We start from the raw sequence: 15,445 nt of genomic DNA on the forward strand, positions 1-15,445 counted from the left end.
GATAGATATATTGATTATATATAAAAAATTTTACTATTTAATTTTGAAATTCAAGAGATACAATATCCCCATCATTTAAAACTAATTCATCTCTTAACTTGTTTTTTGAAATAAATTCCAAATAGTTCTCTTCATGAGTGGTTTTTGCTGGAAATACAATAGCACCATCAACTGTATCATTTAATTTAGCTCTAATATATTTTACAGCACCAAATCCTTCATCAGGTTTAATCAAATTCTGACAATTATTTTTCAATTCATTAATCTTATCCAAATAATCATCACTAACAACAACATTCAATGTTCCAGGGAAAGGAACAAAACCTAAATTTTTCTTAAATTCATTAGTGTAAAATTCCTGTGATAAGAAATATGCTGCTTTTCCCAAACCAGTTGTAACTTCACCATCGATTTTCATGAAATAGCCTCTAATTAAATAAATATATAACATAAATACTGCTTAAATTTTAATCATTTTTTCAATTTAAACAATATCTAAAATAAAATAATCTAATTTCAACAAAGAAATGTAGATTCAATACTATAACTTAATACATTTTACTTAATAAATATTTTTGAAGTAATTTATTTAACAATTAAAAAATAAAGTATTACTATAATAATAAATTTTACAAGGTAATATAAATGGAAATAAAAACTATCTCAACAGATGTATTAATTATAGGATCTGGCGGAGCAGGTTCAAGAGCAGCTATTGAAGTTGATAATACCGGATTAAAAGCAACTATCGTATCAAAAGGTCTTTCATTTAGGTCAGGTTGTACAGGAATGGCAGAAGGCGGATACAATGCTGTATTTAAAACCGTAGATAAGGACGATTCAAAAGAAGCTCACATTCATGACACATTAAAAGGTGGAAGTTACCTTAACGATAAGGAACTTGTAGAAATTCTCGTCAATGAATCCCCACAAAGATTAATTGATTTGGAAAATTACGGTGCTTTATTCGACCGTCAGGAATCAGGTGAAATTGACCAAAGACCTTTTGGTGGACAAATATACAGAAGAACCTGTTACCAAGGAGATAGAACAGGTGCTGAATTATTAAATGCACTTAAAGAAGAAATCATCAAAAGAGATATCGAATGCATCGAAGAAGTAATGATTACTTCACTTGTAACCGACGAAAATCAAGTTATTGGTGCAACTGGTCTTGATTTAAAGGATTCAAGTTTAATTTACTTTAAAGCAAAAGCTACAATCCTTGCTAGTGGAGGTGCTGGACAATTATACCCTGTAACATCAAACACCTTCCAAAAAAATGGAGATGGATATGCAATAGCTTACAAAGCCGGAGCTAAATTAATTGATATGGAACAAGTTCAATTCCACCCAACTGGAATGGTAGCCCCTGAATCCAAAAAAGGAGTGCTTGTAACAGAAGCTGTAAGAGCAGAAGGTGGAAAGCTATTAAACAAAGATGGCGAAAGATTCATGAACAAATATGCACCTGAAAAAATGGAATTAGCCACTCGTGATGTAGTTGCCCGTTCAATTTACCAGGAAATCATTGAAGGTAGAGGAAGTGAAAATGGAGGAGTATACCTTGATATTTCCCACCTAGATGATGATTACATTGAAGAAAAACTCGAAACAATGGTTTTACAATTTAATAATGTTGGTATAGACATCAAACATGAACCAATTGAAGTGGCACCTACCGCACATCACTTTATGGGCGGTTTAAAAATAAATACAGATGCATCCACATCATTGATGAATTTATATGGTGCGGGTGAAGTTTGTGGAGGAGTTCACGGTGCAAACCGTTTAGGTGGAAATGCATTAGCTGATACCCAAGTATTTGGAAAAATCGCCGGTGAAAGCGCAAGTAAAGCATGCGCTAACATTGAACTTAAAACAAATGATGAACAAGTCCAAGCAGAAGCTTCCAGAATTGAAAGTTTAATTAAAAAAGGAAGTATCAAACCACAAAAATTCAAAGAAAACATTAAAAACTTAATGTGGGAAAAAGTAGCTATCGTAAGAGACGAAGAAACATTGAATAAAGGTTTAAAAGATCTCGAAGATATGAAAAAAGAGTTAGATAACTTGGATGTTAGTGATAAAAAACAATACAACACTGAATTAGTGACTGCTCTTGAAGTAATCAATATGGTTGAAATTTGTACTTTAGTTATAAAATCAGCAATATTACGTAAGGAAAGTAGAGGAGCTCACTATAGATCTGACTATCCTGAAACTAATAATGAATGGAAAAAGAGTATTGTATTCAATAAAAATAAAATAGAATTTGAAGCTAGATAACTTCTTTTAATTCTTTTATTGCTTGTCTAGCTTTTTTATAAATTTCTTCTTCATTTAAAACAACTAATTTTTTATTTTCCATTAATATTTTACCATCACAAATAGTAGTATCAACATTTGAACCATTTGCAGAGTAAATAATGTTTGAACTTAAAGAAGAACTGTCCGGAACCATATTAGCTGAGTTAGTATCAATCAAAATAATATCTGCTTTTTTACCAACTTCAATAGAACCAATTTCAGATTCAAGACCTAAAGTCTCTGCACCTTTGATAGTTCCCATAGCTACTGCTTCATCTGAAGTTAAAACTTTAGGATCTAATGTAGAAACTTTTTGAAGTAATGAAGCGGTTTTCAATTCTTCAATCAAATCTAAATTATTATTTGAAGAAGCACCATCAGTTCCAATGGAAACACAAATATCATTTTCAATTAATTTAGAAACAGGAGCAATTCCTGAAGCCAATTTCATGTTACTGCATGGATTATGTGAAATCTTTACATTGTTTTTCTTAATGATTTCAATCTCATTATCACTTAGCCATACACTATGTGCTGCAACAACATCAGGACCTAAAAATCCAATTTTATCTAAATACTCGAAAGGTCTTAAACCTTTTTCAGCTGATACGTCTTCAATTTCCTTTTGAGTCTCAGAAACATGTATATGAATACCCATATTATATTCATCAGCAAGTTCACGTACTTTGATTAATAACTCTTCTGAAGCAGTGTAGGGTGAATGAGGTCCAAAAAAGACTTTGATTCTTCCATCAGCCATTCCGTCACAAGCTTTGAATAAGGTTAAGTTTTCATTGATTTCGTTTTTTCTTTTCTCTTCATCGCCAAAATCAATCATACCATATGATAAAACAGCCCTAATTCCAGCTTCATCAACAGCACGAGCAACATCTTCCATATAGAAATACATATCAGAAAATGTAGTGGTTCCTGATTTTATAAGTTCAACAGCTCCCAAAAGAGCACCAATATAACAGTAATCTCCATTAAGATTAGCTTCCATTGGCCAGATATGATCATTTAACCAACTATCCAAACTTAAATCATCAGCTAATCCTCTAAATAAAGTCATGGATAAATGAGTATGAGTATTAATTAATCCTGGAAGTACAATCTTACCAGTTGCATCTATAGTTTTACTAACATCACTCTCATCAATTTCCGGAGAAATTTCAGCAATTAAATTATCTTTGATTAAAATTGATTGTTTATTTTCAAAATTTGTATTTGGACTTAAAATTAATGCATTTTTAATTAAAATAGTATTATCACTCATAATAACACCTAAAAAATAAAAAAAGAAAGCTAAAAAACTTATAAGTTTTTGATAGCTAATTTGATATCTTCTGCTTTAACAGTTTTACGTTTTGCGATTTTAGCTACAGCGTTTGCTTCTTTAGCTACTTCACGAGCAACTTCTTCTAAGTATGCTGCTAATTCAGCTTTTGCATCTTCGCTAACTCTTTCAGCACCAGATTCTTTAATGATTCTTGCTACAGGAGCTTTTGGTATTTCAGACATGTTTTTCACCTCACAAGTGTTTATATAAACTTATGATTATACAGCCAAAATCATAAGTTAAATAACAATATAAGATAACTTAATATTTAAATATTTGGTATAATTAAAGGTGTTATCAAAAAATAAGAAATAATCATTTAAATAATTGGAAAAATAATAATAAAAAAATACTTATTTATAAAATAAATTTATAAAATAATATTAAGATAAAAAATTTGAGAAGATATGATGAAAATTAAAATTGCTATACCTTCTAAAGGAAGAATAAGTGAACCTTCTATAAATATATTGGAAAAAGCAGGATTAGGACTAATCGACAAAAATAACAGAAAACTAATTTCAAAAACATTTAATGAAGATATAGAAGTTATGTTTGCAAGAGCATCAGATATTCCAGAATTTGTCAACGATGGAGTTGCAGATATGGGAGTGACTGGTGTAGATTTAATTAATGAAAATGAAGCTGACGTTTGTGAATTACTCGATTTAAGATTTGGACAAACAAAATTAGTTTTAGCAGCTCCAGAAGAATCAAATATAAACTCTGTTGATGATATTACAGAAGATATGAAAGTGGCTACTGAATTTCCTGTATTAACCAGAAAATATTTAGATGAAAAAGGCTTAAACAACATTAAAATTGTTAAATTAAGTGGATCAACAGAAGCTGCACCATTTATTGGAATTGCTGATTTAATCACAGACTTAACCAGTACTGGAACAACTTTAAAAATGAATCATTTACAAATCATTGATAAAATTTTAGACAGTACAATCAAACTCATTGCTAATAAAGATAGTTTAGAAAATAAAAAAGAATTAATTGAAGCTGTCAGCACAAGTATCAAAGGGGTTCTTGATGCTGATCGTAAAAAATTAATCATGATGAATGTAAAAACTGCTGATTTAGAAAAGGTTAAAGATGTAATGCCTTCAATGGGTGGTTTAACAATATCTGAAGTATTATCAGATGAAGAAACTGTTGCTGTCCAGGCAGTAATTGATGAAAAAGAAGTATTTGAACTTGTAAACTGTTTAAGAAATGCAGGTGCTAAAGATATTCTTGTAGTACCGATTGAAAGAATAATATGAATATTGGAATAATTTACTCAACATCAAAAAAATCTACAAAAAAAGCTTGTAAAATATTATCTAGCAAACTTAATGCAGATGTAAAGATGATACCAATTGACAAAGCAAAAACCAATTGTATCTTAAAATATAATTTCATTATATTCGTTGCTTCTGCATATAACGGCAAATTCCAAAGTAGTTTGAAAAGATATATTATCAGAAATATTAAAACTATAAAAGGAAAACCAATAGCATTAGCTATCAGCTGTGAAGAAAATATTGATACAGAAAAGATATTCAACAAAATATTTACAGAAGAAATAGTAAATTCATCACGTATTAACTCAAATTTTGGATATGAACTGAACAGCAACGAAGGAAATTTTATTGAAAAAATGAAAACAAAAAGCAAGCTTAAAAATGATGAAGATATTCCAAGATTAAATATTGACGAAATTGATAAATTTAGCGATTATATAAACAATTTGATTAAACAAAGGGTTGATTAAAATATTTAGATTAAAGAACATAATTTCCGTGAAAGATTTTGAAAGAGAAGATATTGAATATATTCTAAATGAAGCATCAAAATTAGAAAATATTGCCAAATCTAGAGAAATATCTGAAGAACTTAAAGGAAAAATTCTTGGGTTAATGTTTTTTGAACCTTCAACAAGGACTAAAATGTCATTTGAAACATCCATGAAACGTTTAAGTGGAGAATGCATTGGATTTGAAAATAGTGGATCTAGTTCAGTTTCTAAAGGTGAAAGTATTGCAGATACTGCAAAAATGTTTGAAGGATACTGTGATGCATTAGTTATAAGACATGAACTTGAAGGAGTATCAAAGTTTATTTCAGATGTAGTGGACGTGCCTGTAATCAATGCAGGTGATGGTGCTGGTCAACATCCTACCCAAACATTACTCGATTTATATACTATTAAAAATGAAATTGGAGAAATTGACAATTTAAAAATAGCTTTAATCGGTGATTTAAAATTTGGACGTACAGTTCACTCATTATCACATGCTTTAGGATTATTCAAAAACATTAAAATATATTTAATTTCACCACCTGAACTTAAAATGCCACAGGAAGTTCTTCATGATTTGAATAAAACAAATGTTGAATATGAAGAAGTAGGTTCAATTGAAGAAATAATCGATGATGTAAACGTTTTATATGTAACTAGAATACAAAAAGAACGTTTTGCTGACGTTAATGATTATTTAAAAATAAAAGGTGCATATGTCATCAATAAAAAATTAGTTGAAGGAAAAGATTTAATCATAATGCATCCATTACCAAGAATTGATGAAATAGACACTGATGTTGATAATACAAAATATAATAAGTATTTCACACAGGCAGCAAATGCTGTTCCTGTGAGAATGGCTATTTTAAAAACATTGATAAAAAACAACCCTAAATAGAGAATAGGGTTGTTTCAAGTAATGTTTCATCGCATTGAAGCTTGATAATATTAGTTCTTCCTTTTCCACGACCACGTGAAATTGTGTTAGTAGATATTATTCCTAACATTTCAAGCTCGTTAATAAAGTCAAATATTCTTCTGTAAGTAACTGCATCTTTTTTATATAAATCTGTATAAGCTTCATATAATTTTCCAGATGTAATTTCTTCTTTTTGTTTAGTTAAATTTAAAATAGACTCTAAAACTCTTTGTTGTTGAAGAGGTAAAGTGGATATGATTTCAATGACTTTATTATGTTCAATTTTATCTTTTGCTCTTTTTACATGATCATTTGTAACTTTTGGAGAATCTTCATCAAAAGCTAATTCACCAGCATTTTTAAGTAAATCAAGAGCATACCTTGCATCACCCTCTTCTTTAGCAGCCATTGCTGAACATAAAGGAATAACATCACTTTCAAGTACATTTTCATTGAAAGATATTTCTGCCCTTTCATTTAAAATATCAGACAATTGACCTGCTCCATAAGGTGGGAAAACAATTTCTTTATCATTTAAACTACTTGTAACTCTAGATTTAATTAAATTTTTGAAATCTAAATAGTTACTAATACATAAAATAGAAACATTGTCTGTTCTGGTAAGAGTATATAAGATTCCATCTCCATCTTTATCAAGTAAAATATCAATTTCATCTAAAATAACAATTAAATGTAATTTTTTACCAAAAGCATTAGTTGACTTGAAAATATCCCTAAATGTATTTACAACTTCACCTTTAGTCCAACCACGATTTGGAACATCACGTCCAAGTTTATTACATAATTCTGCAATTACTTGATATTCAGTTGTGTAATCAGTACATCTAACATATTCCACTTTTACAAAAATACTTTTTTTACGAGCAATATCCATTAATTGCTCACGAGCAAATTTAGATGCAGCTGTTTTACCAGTTCCAGTTTTACCATACAAAGTTACATTTGAAGGAGTTACATCACTTAATACATCAACCCAATATTTTGCAATTTGTTTTATTTGCTCTTCCCTGTGAACTAACTTATCAGGTAACCACCTATGATCCAATGGACGTTTATCCTTAAATATACTGGGTCCCTTTTCATCATTTTCCAATTGTTCAAAAATATTTGTCATATATCCACCTTAAATTTATAAAAAAAATTAGAGTATAATTTCCAGTGTTAATAGTATAAAATGTATCATAAATAAACATTTGTATTACAATTTTATAAAAAATTAATAAAATTAAGAAAAATCTAAAAAATTAAATTAATTAAAATGGATTAAATTAACAAAAACAAATTAAAATAAAGTAAATAAATCATTTAAATAATTAAATTGAATTATATTCAAAAATAATTATTTAAATTAAATTAAATTTTGAATATGGAATGATACTATTTCAAATATAAGATAACAATTTCAAGTGTAAAATTATAGGATAAAAAGCAAAAATTAATCCTTAATTAGAATATAAACATTACTTTTAAAAAATTTATCATGATTTTAAACTAAGAGAGGGACATGTGTTTCAAGTGTAAGAAAATTTAGCAAAAAACAAAAATCAAGACATACATTTCAAGTGTAAAAAAATTTCAAATTTTAAAAAAATATTTAAATTTAAAAACAAAGAAAAATTAGAACTTTAAATAGAAAATTAAGTGGTGAAAAAATAGAGATAAATTTCAAATGTTTACACTTGAAATAGACCCCTTCATTCTGAATATACCTTCGGAAATGTTATACTTGAAATGCACCTCCCTCTCTCTTAAATGAACATATCATTTTCATTGTTTGGAAAAGAAACATTGCCAAATTTTTTGTCAATTAACCAGATACAATGTAATTTAGATTTAAAAACTCTTTTCAATGTTTTAATGAATGCATCTTTTGTCAATCCATCTTCAAATATTTGATCGGTTATAATAAATTGTTGTAACATTTCATTATTAACTTGGAGCTCATAATCAACCAAAAAATTATTCAATCCAAAATTCAAATCTAAAATAAAATCTTTTTTTGTTTGTTGATCTGCTGGAATCATCAAGTTAATATGTTCAGGTGAAACTTGAGTTGCACATGCAATTACAATACAATCTTTTTGTTTTGGTTTTACAATATCCATTATATTTTCTTTTGGAAATTCAACAATAAAATGAAAATCAGCATTTTCATCATATTTCATTTCTCTTAACATATCTTCGTCAAGTAACCATTTTTTAATTGTTTTTTCATCAATCATAGTATCATCATTAAATATAATATAATAATAAATTATTTATTTTTTTATAAATATATAATAAAATATGATAGAATATAATGAATTAATAAATAATGTAATGTTAACAAATATTAATAATATTGTTTCATTTAGGTTATTTTTGTTTATTATATGTACATTTATTTTTTCACTTGCAATTGATGTCCTGTTCGGTGAACTTCCAGGAAAAATTCATCCTGTAGTCATAATGGGTTCAATTATTAATTATTTTAAAAGAAAATTTATTAATATAAAAAATAGATTATCTGGATTAATGCTTGTTTTTTGTACCAGTATAACTTCAAGTGTATTGTTATTGATAATTTATTTAATAATAAAAAATAATATTATTTTATTTATTTTATTATTTTCAATTATTTTATCTTCAACATTTTCAATAAAAATGTTATTACAAACTGCAATTGATGTCAAAAATGATTTAAGTACAGATATTGAAAAAGCAAGAAGATCTGTTTCTTATCTTGTTAGCAGAAATACTGATGAATTGACAGAAAGTTTCATCGTCTCAGCTGTTGTTGAAAGTTTGACTGAAAACATAACTGATTCTTATGTTGCTCCAATTTTTTATTATTTCATATTTGGAATTATTATTTTATTGTATCCAGTACCATTTCAATTGTATTTCTTATTGTTAGTTCCTGTGTTGTATAGATTATCAAATACACAAGATGCAATGCTTGGATATACTACTGATGAATTGATTCACATTGGTTTTGTTGTTGCAAAAATAGATGATATTCTAAATTATATACCTTCAAGAATTGCCGGATTATTTGTTGTAATTTCTGCATATCTACTTAATTTAGATGGAAAAAACAGTTTTAGAATTATGATGAGGGATGCTAGAAATTGTCCATCTCCAAATTCAGGTTATACAATGGCATCAACAGCAGGAGCATTGAATATTCAACTGATAAAAAAAGATACATATATTTTAGGTGATAATAATAAAAAAATCACATCAGATGATATTTCAAAGGCTGTTAATTTATCTAAATTATCAATTATTTTATTTACAATAACAATTATTATTTTATTTACATTAATTTATGTGATATTATGAAAATAGCAATTATCTCTGTTTCAGATAAAGGACAAAAATTAGCTTTAAACTTAAAAGAACAATTAGATGATGATTCAACTGTATTAAAAACAGACATATATCATAAAAATGTCAAAAAACATTTTCCATATCTGTTCTATGAATATGATGCAATAATTGCAATAATGGCTTCTGGAATTTTAATCAGAACAATTGCTCCATTAATTGAATCAAAAGTTACAGATCCTGCTATTTTAAATATTGATGATAATGGTAACTTTGTCATTTCAACTTTATCAGGTCATCTAGGAGGTGCTAATAAATTAACAAAAAAAATTGCTAATTTAATTGATGCTATACCTGTTATTACAACTTCTACTGATGTCAATAAAAAGTTGGGAATTGATGTTTTAGCTAAAGATCTTTATTTATCAATTGATAATACAAAAGAAATATTATTCTTCAACAAAGCTATTTTAGATGGGAAAAAACTTGAATTTACTATTAATCCAGAAAAAAATTTCAAATATTTATTTGAGTATATTGAAAAAGTTACACTTGAAATGGATGTCTCATTTTCTCATTCAAATGATGTTAATACAAATGAAATACATGTTGCATGTGATAATCACAAAATAATATTAAAAGAGAAGAGTATTGTTGTTGGTATTGGTTGTAGACGTGGAAAAGAATGTTTTAAAATTTATGAAGGGCTTTCTGATTCAATTGATAAATTAGGTATTCATATATCAAGAATTAACATGTTGTCTTCTGCTGAGATAAAAAAAGATGAACAAGGAATTTTGGAACTTTCAGATAAGTTAAATATACCTGTTAATTTTGTAGGTTTGGATAAACTAAAACTTTTTGAATCAAATGATATTCAAAAATCAGAGTTTGTATATTCAAAATTTGGTATCTATGGTGTATGTGAACCTTCTGCATTGATTACAGCAGGATTTGATTCAAAATTAATATATAAAAAGACATCTTATGATGGTGTTACAATATCTGTTGCAATTTCAAAATGAAAATAATAAAAAAAAGAAAAATGGAATTAGATTGATTCTAATTTAGATAAAACTTCCCAAATTAAAGTTCTTGCATGAACAGGGATGTTTGGATCATTACTAATTTCATCTAATTTTCCTAAAACAGTACTTATTCTTACAGATTGATCTTGTTCTTCATCTTTTAATAAGGTACTGGATTTTCCTGCAGCCTCTCTAATGTTACGAGGTACAGTGTTGTTATCTGCGATATATTCAAGTATTTCACAAACTTCGTCGATTTGACTACTCATAATACTCCTCCAAAATTATTAAAAATAGTTAATAAAATTATTAATATTATAATATATATTTGTTTGCAATCTCTTTAAATATTTTGTGGTAAATACCTGTTTTTTTTAGTAGAAAAATATATATTATTATTTAAAAAAATTATATATCATGTCAGATGTAAGTAGAACAACTATAAATATTCCTGTTGAATTGAAAAAAGAATTAAAAAAAATTGCTATTGATGAAGATACTTCTTTATCAGGATTAATCCTTAAAATGATTGATGAAGGAATGAAAAGTAGAAAAAATAGCAGTAATGTTGTTTCAGATGAAGATACAATTTAATCTTCAACTGAATCTAACATATAAGTAACAAATTGAGTTTTAGCAGTTTCTTCAACAAAAACTGCAAGTAATTTTGCTTCTTGTAAATTTTCATTAACGCAGATTACTCCATGATTTTTTAATATTAGTACATCTTCGTTTTTTATACCTTCACTAGCTCTTTCAGCTAATTCAATGGTACCTGGTTTTTCATATTCTATAGAAGCTAAATATGGATTTTTTATTTCTCCAAAACCTTCTAATCTTTTGAGTTTTTTATTTGAAAAAGCAAATCCTGTTGCATATGGTGAATGAGTGTGAACAATACCATTAACATCATGTCTTTTTTTATAGATTCCTAAATGCATGCCAACTTCAGAAGATGGTTTTCCATTAGTTAATAAATTTCCATCAAGATCGACTAATATAATGTCTTCTTCTTTCAAACCTGACAATGATTTTAATGTTGGAGTAATAGCAACAACATCACCAGTACTTCCTTTTATTCTTTTACTGATATTTCCGGATTTCCCGGAAACTAATCCTTTGTCATAAATTTCATTTCCAACATTGATAATTTCATTAATATGTTTTTTCATTAAAATAACCTCATTCAATAAATTTTAAATGTTTATATATTCCTTTATGAATTACTGGAACTTCTGCAGGTGTAGGTTCAATATTATAAATTTTCTGGAACTCTGTCTGAGTCTGGAAAGTACCGGAATTAATTAAGTGAATTCCTTTGAATTTTCTATATGTATTAATGTGAACGTGACCTGTATGGAAAATGTCTGGTAATTCATCAATTACTAAATAATCTTCAAGTTCTGATGCAAGTGGAGTTCTTTCTCCATAAATTGGAGCTAAATGTCTTTTCTTCAATAATTCTTCCATTAATAAATCATTTCTTTCGTGAGTAAATTGTTTAACTGCCATTACTAAATCATCGAAACTACGTCCGTGGTAAATTAGAACATTGATTCCATCAAGTGATACAACACCTGGATTTGATATGAACTCTACATTGTCAAGTTCATAGAGTGCTTTTGCATACTCTTCAGGTACAGCCGGTTGTGGTTCTGCCACTCTTGATGCATCGTGGTTTCCAGGAGCGATAATGATTTTAATATCACTTCTGATATTTCCTAAAAATCTTGCAGCTTCATTATATTGTTCAGTAATGTCTTTGATTGCCAATTCCTTGTCTTGGTTTGGATATACACCAATACCATCCACGATATCTCCACCAATAACAAGATATTTTACATCTTCAGCAATCCTTCTTTGCTCTTCTGAACCATATTCACAGTTAATCCAATCAATAAATCTTTGGAATGCATCTTCAAGGAATGTTAAGCTTCCGATATGGACATCAGATAAAAATACTATTCCAAAGTCCATTTCTTTATTTGGAATTCTTAAAACTCCCGGATCAATAATTTGCTGACCGAATGCAAAGCCTTCATCATCACTTTTATTTGCAATAACCCCAATAACTTCATCTTTTACGAGTTTTTCTGCTTCTGCAAACAATTCTTCATTATTTTTAGAGAATAAAATTGAAATTGTACCAGTATCATCTTCAAATTCAACAATTTTATGACCATTTTTACTGGTTCTTATCTCACGAATCATTAATATTAAGCTTAATGTATCCTGTGAATCATCGATATCAGCGATTTTTGTGTAGTTTCTGAGTTCTGGTCTTTTTGATAATATTTTAGCTAATTTTTCATATCTGCTTTTAAAGTAAGAAATCAAGTTTTCAAGTTCACCGCTTGTGTATGATTTTTTAGAGGTGTCCTGTATGATTTTAAAGTCATAAGTAACATTGGATTTTTTTTCATTTCTTTTAAACTTGATTTTTTCATCTTTAATTGTTTCAGATGCTTCTAAAATCTCTTTGTTTATGTATTTTTCTGGTGTATCAGTATCTTTTTTCAGATTATCAATTGTATCTTTTTTATCAACAGCTGGTACATCAGGTTTTATTTCAGGTTTTTTGTCAACAGGAGCTTTAGGTTTAATCTCTTTTTTAGGTGGTGTTTGAGATTTTATTTCAGGTTTTTTGTCAACCGGTACGTTAGGTATTGTTTCTTTTTTGATTTCTTGATTTTCTGTTTTTTTAGGTTTAATTTCCTCTTTTATTTCAGGAGTTATTTCATCTGTTAATGTTTTTTGAGTGTTTGGCTCTTCTTTTTTAACTCCATTAATTTCATCAACAATTTCACCACTAACTGATACTAAATCTTTTGATGAATATTTATCGCTTTTTAATTTAACAATTAATGAAGAAGCATAATTTACAGGGTCTTCAGCACTCATAACCTTATTAAATGCTTCAGGTGATAGGTTGATTCCTTTTTTTGCGAATTTTAATAAAATTTTATTAGTTGACATATTAGTTAAAATTTTTATTTTTTATATTAATAAACTTTGAGAATTTTATTTTTAAATTTTTATTTTTAATTATAAAATTTTCTAAATGAGTTATATTTATTATATATTAAAAATAAAAACTATTTCATTATAAAGTTAAAATAATGATTGTGATAAAATGGCGAATAAATTTGTTAGAATTATTTTAATAGTTGTTTTATTTGTTATATTTTTTGAAATAGGTCTCTTTAGTTCATATACTATTGTTACAGCTGAAGCACCTAATATTCAAGGATTAATTGATATGCAAATACAAAAGATTGCATCTATCTTAAATCCTGAAAATGTTAATGAAGCTTTAATTAAAGACCCGACTCCAATTAATATTACTAATAAAAAAGATGTTGCACTGAAAATGCAAGACCTGTCAAAGGTTGATGGAGTTAATATTGATTCAATGAACATATCCACTCGTGATGATCCAAGTGATGACAAAAATTTCACTGTAATCATTGAAGCTTTAGGTTATGCTTCTCCAAATTCAACTTCAGGACAAATTGTCATTAGTCAGGACCCATCCTATAAGATCATAGCTTCTGCTCCTGCATCTTATAAAGGAGATGGAATAATGGCTGATACAAATTCCATGACCATAACTTCAGTTTTAAAATTATATTAGGGAAATAAAAAAATGATTAATGTAATAGGCATAGGCCAAAATAGAGAAAACATGACTTTAGGAGCTTTAAAAGCTATTGAAGAGTCTGATGTTATTATTGGATATAAAAAATATATTAACCAGATTGAAGATTTAATTCAAGGTAAAGAAATAGTTAAAAAAGGTATGGGTGATGAAATAGCAAGAGCTGAATTTGCTATTCAAAAAAGCCTAGAAGGTAAAACTGTTTCATTAGTTAGTTCTGGAGATCCTGGTGTTTTTGGAATGGCCAATGTATTATATCAAATTGTAAGCAAATATGAAGATATTGAAATAAAAGTTTATCCAGGTGTTTCTGCACTTAATTATGCTTCTAGTCACTTAGGAGCACCTTTAAACGATTTTGCTGCAATAAGTTTAAGTAATATTTTAACTCCTTTATCTGAAATTGAAAAAAAATTAAGATATGCTCTTGAGGCTGATTTGATTGTTGCTATATATAATCCTTTAAGTAAAACTCGTAAGGAACCATTTAAAAGGTTCAAACAATGTGTTTTAGATATTAGAGGAGAAAATGCGTTAATAGGTATTATTGATAGTACTTATGAACCTCCAAAGGCAACAGTTGTTGAAATTAAGGACTTAACTGAAGATATAGTTAATATGTCTTGTACTTTAATCGTTGGAAATGATTTAACTTATGTTCAAGATGGAAAGATTGTAACACCTAGAGGATATGTGATTAGGTCAGGAATTCATGAATTATCACAGAATCATTATGAAAAATTCTTGAATGGTGAAGTTGCACACGGTCCTAATAGGGAATGTGAATATTATCCATGTCACTATGAGGGTCAGTATTGTGATTTCTGTTATTGTCCATTTTATCCATGTGGTGACTCTTCAACTGGTGGGGAATGGATTAAAGGTAAGAATGTTTGGAATTGTAAAAATTGTAACTGGTTACATGATAAAAATAGTGTTGAATGTTTACGTCCACCTTTAGAAAACATTTTAGAAGATGTTGAAGATTTAAAATCAAAGAAAAAATCATTATTGAAACTTAGAAGAGCTTGTTTATTGAAAAATAATCCAAATGATCTTTAGGGGT

The 15,445-nt window shown here is 27.9% G+C and carries 17 protein-coding genes; 9 read left to right on the plus strand and 8 right to left on the minus strand.

Annotated features, from left to right (window positions below):
* Window positions 1-37: 37 nt before the first annotated feature.
* Window positions 38-418: a DUF120 domain-containing protein gene (locus MR875_00925; protein ID MCI6993416.1), complete on the minus strand. Its 381-nt coding sequence runs from the start codon at window positions 416-418 to the stop codon at window positions 38-40.
* A 227-nt stretch (window positions 419-645) separates the two neighbouring features.
* Here MR875_00925 and MR875_00930 point away from each other — a divergent pair, with 227 nt between their 5' ends.
* The gene (locus tag MR875_00930; protein MCI6993417.1) at window positions 646-2,289 is read left to right on the plus strand and encodes a fumarate reductase subunit A; all 1,644 of its coding nucleotides are present in this window, start codon (window positions 646-648) and stop codon (window positions 2,287-2,289) included.
* On the opposite strand, the gene MR875_00935 is transcribed toward MR875_00930, so the two are convergent.
* Window positions 2,282-3,586, minus strand: a complete 1,305-nt coding sequence (locus MR875_00935; GenBank protein MCI6993418.1) for an amidohydrolase family protein — start codon at window positions 3,584-3,586, stop codon at window positions 2,282-2,284. The genes MR875_00930 and MR875_00935 overlap by 8 nt on opposite strands.
* A gap of 38 nt (window positions 3,587-3,624) precedes the next feature.
* A complete protein-coding gene (locus MR875_00940; GenBank protein ID MCI6993419.1) occupies window positions 3,625-3,831 on the minus strand; it encodes a histone family protein in 207 nt (68 codons plus the stop codon).
* 228 nt (window positions 3,832-4,059) lie between these two features.
* On the opposite strand from MR875_00940, the gene hisG reads away from it, so the two are divergent.
* The 3 genes from hisG to pyrB are packed head-to-tail and all read left to right on the plus strand — an operon-like array spanning window position 4,060 to window position 6,342.
* On the plus strand, window positions 4,060-4,923 hold the full coding sequence (gene hisG, locus MR875_00945; GenBank protein MCI6993420.1) for an ATP phosphoribosyltransferase: 864 nt from the start codon (window positions 4,060-4,062) through the stop codon (window positions 4,921-4,923).
* The gene (locus MR875_00950; GenBank protein ID MCI6993421.1) at window positions 4,920-5,414 is read left to right on the plus strand and encodes a flavodoxin domain-containing protein; all 495 of its coding nucleotides are present in this window, start codon (window positions 4,920-4,922) and stop codon (window positions 5,412-5,414) included. The genes hisG and MR875_00950 overlap by 4 nt, the downstream gene beginning before the upstream one ends.
* Window positions 5,407-6,342 carry an aspartate carbamoyltransferase gene (pyrB, locus tag MR875_00955; protein ID MCI6993422.1) on the plus strand — a complete coding sequence of 312 codons (936 nt, stop codon included), beginning with the start codon at window positions 5,407-5,409 and terminating at the stop codon, window positions 6,340-6,342. The genes MR875_00950 and pyrB overlap by 8 nt, the downstream gene beginning before the upstream one ends.
* Here pyrB and MR875_00960 read toward each other — a convergent pair.
* Window positions 6,335-7,498, minus strand: a complete 1,164-nt coding sequence (locus MR875_00960) for an orc1/cdc6 family replication initiation protein (GenBank protein MCI6993423.1) — start codon at window positions 7,496-7,498, stop codon at window positions 6,335-6,337. The genes pyrB and MR875_00960 overlap by 8 nt on opposite strands.
* Before the next feature lie 634 nt (window positions 7,499-8,132).
* Window positions 8,133-8,606 (minus strand): DUF2299 domain-containing protein, encoded by a 474-nt coding sequence (locus MR875_00965; GenBank protein ID MCI6993424.1) that lies wholly within the window; start codon window positions 8,604-8,606, stop codon window positions 8,133-8,135.
* A 97-nt stretch (window positions 8,607-8,703) separates the two neighbouring features.
* On the opposite strand from MR875_00965, the gene MR875_00970 reads away from it, so the two are divergent.
* Both MR875_00970 and MR875_00975 read left to right on the plus strand, forming a co-directional pair.
* Complete coding sequence (locus MR875_00970) at window positions 8,704-9,708, plus strand: cobalamin biosynthesis protein (GenBank protein MCI6993425.1); 1,005 nt, start codon at window positions 8,704-8,706, stop codon at window positions 9,706-9,708.
* Window positions 9,705-10,718, plus strand: a complete 1,014-nt coding sequence (locus tag MR875_00975) for a cobalamin biosynthesis protein (GenBank protein MCI6993426.1) — start codon at window positions 9,705-9,707, stop codon at window positions 10,716-10,718. Before MR875_00970 ends, MR875_00975 begins: the two co-directional genes overlap by 4 nt.
* A 26-nt stretch (window positions 10,719-10,744) precedes the next feature.
* On the opposite strand, the gene MR875_00980 is transcribed toward MR875_00975, so the two are convergent.
* Window positions 10,745-10,990, minus strand: coding sequence for a UPF0147 family protein (locus MR875_00980; GenBank protein MCI6993427.1), 246 nt, complete (start codon window positions 10,988-10,990; stop codon window positions 10,745-10,747).
* Between the two features lie 148 nt (window positions 10,991-11,138).
* Between MR875_00980 and MR875_00985 the strand changes: the two genes are divergently transcribed.
* Complete coding sequence (locus tag MR875_00985; protein ID MCI6993428.1) at window positions 11,139-11,315, plus strand: Met repressor; 177 nt, start codon at window positions 11,139-11,141, stop codon at window positions 11,313-11,315.
* On the opposite strand, the gene MR875_00990 is transcribed toward MR875_00985, so the two are convergent.
* Both MR875_00990 and MR875_00995 read right to left on the minus strand, forming a co-directional pair.
* A complete protein-coding gene (locus MR875_00990) occupies window positions 11,312-11,893 on the minus strand; it encodes a class II aldolase/adducin family protein (GenBank protein ID MCI6993429.1) in 582 nt (193 codons plus the stop codon). The genes MR875_00985 and MR875_00990 overlap by 4 nt on opposite strands.
* Before the next feature lie 10 nt (window positions 11,894-11,903).
* Window positions 11,904-13,697: a DNA-directed DNA polymerase II small subunit gene (locus MR875_00995; GenBank protein ID MCI6993430.1), complete on the minus strand. Its 1,794-nt coding sequence runs from the start codon at window positions 13,695-13,697 to the stop codon at window positions 11,904-11,906.
* Window positions 13,698-13,854: 157 nt separating this feature from the next.
* On the opposite strand from MR875_00995, the gene MR875_01000 reads away from it, so the two are divergent.
* A complete protein-coding gene (locus MR875_01000) occupies window positions 13,855-14,355 on the plus strand; it encodes a hypothetical protein (protein MCI6993431.1) in 501 nt (166 codons plus the stop codon).
* A 12-nt stretch (window positions 14,356-14,367) separates the two neighbouring features.
* Complete coding sequence (cobJ, locus tag MR875_01005) at window positions 14,368-15,441, plus strand: precorrin-3B C(17)-methyltransferase (protein ID MCI6993432.1); 1,074 nt, start codon at window positions 14,368-14,370, stop codon at window positions 15,439-15,441.
* Window positions 15,442-15,445 lie beyond the last annotated feature (4 nt).

The sequence above is a fragment of the Methanobrevibacter sp. genome, from assembly GCA_022775905.1.
Lineage (GTDB): Archaea > Methanobacteriota > Methanobacteria > Methanobacteriales > Methanobacteriaceae > Methanocatella.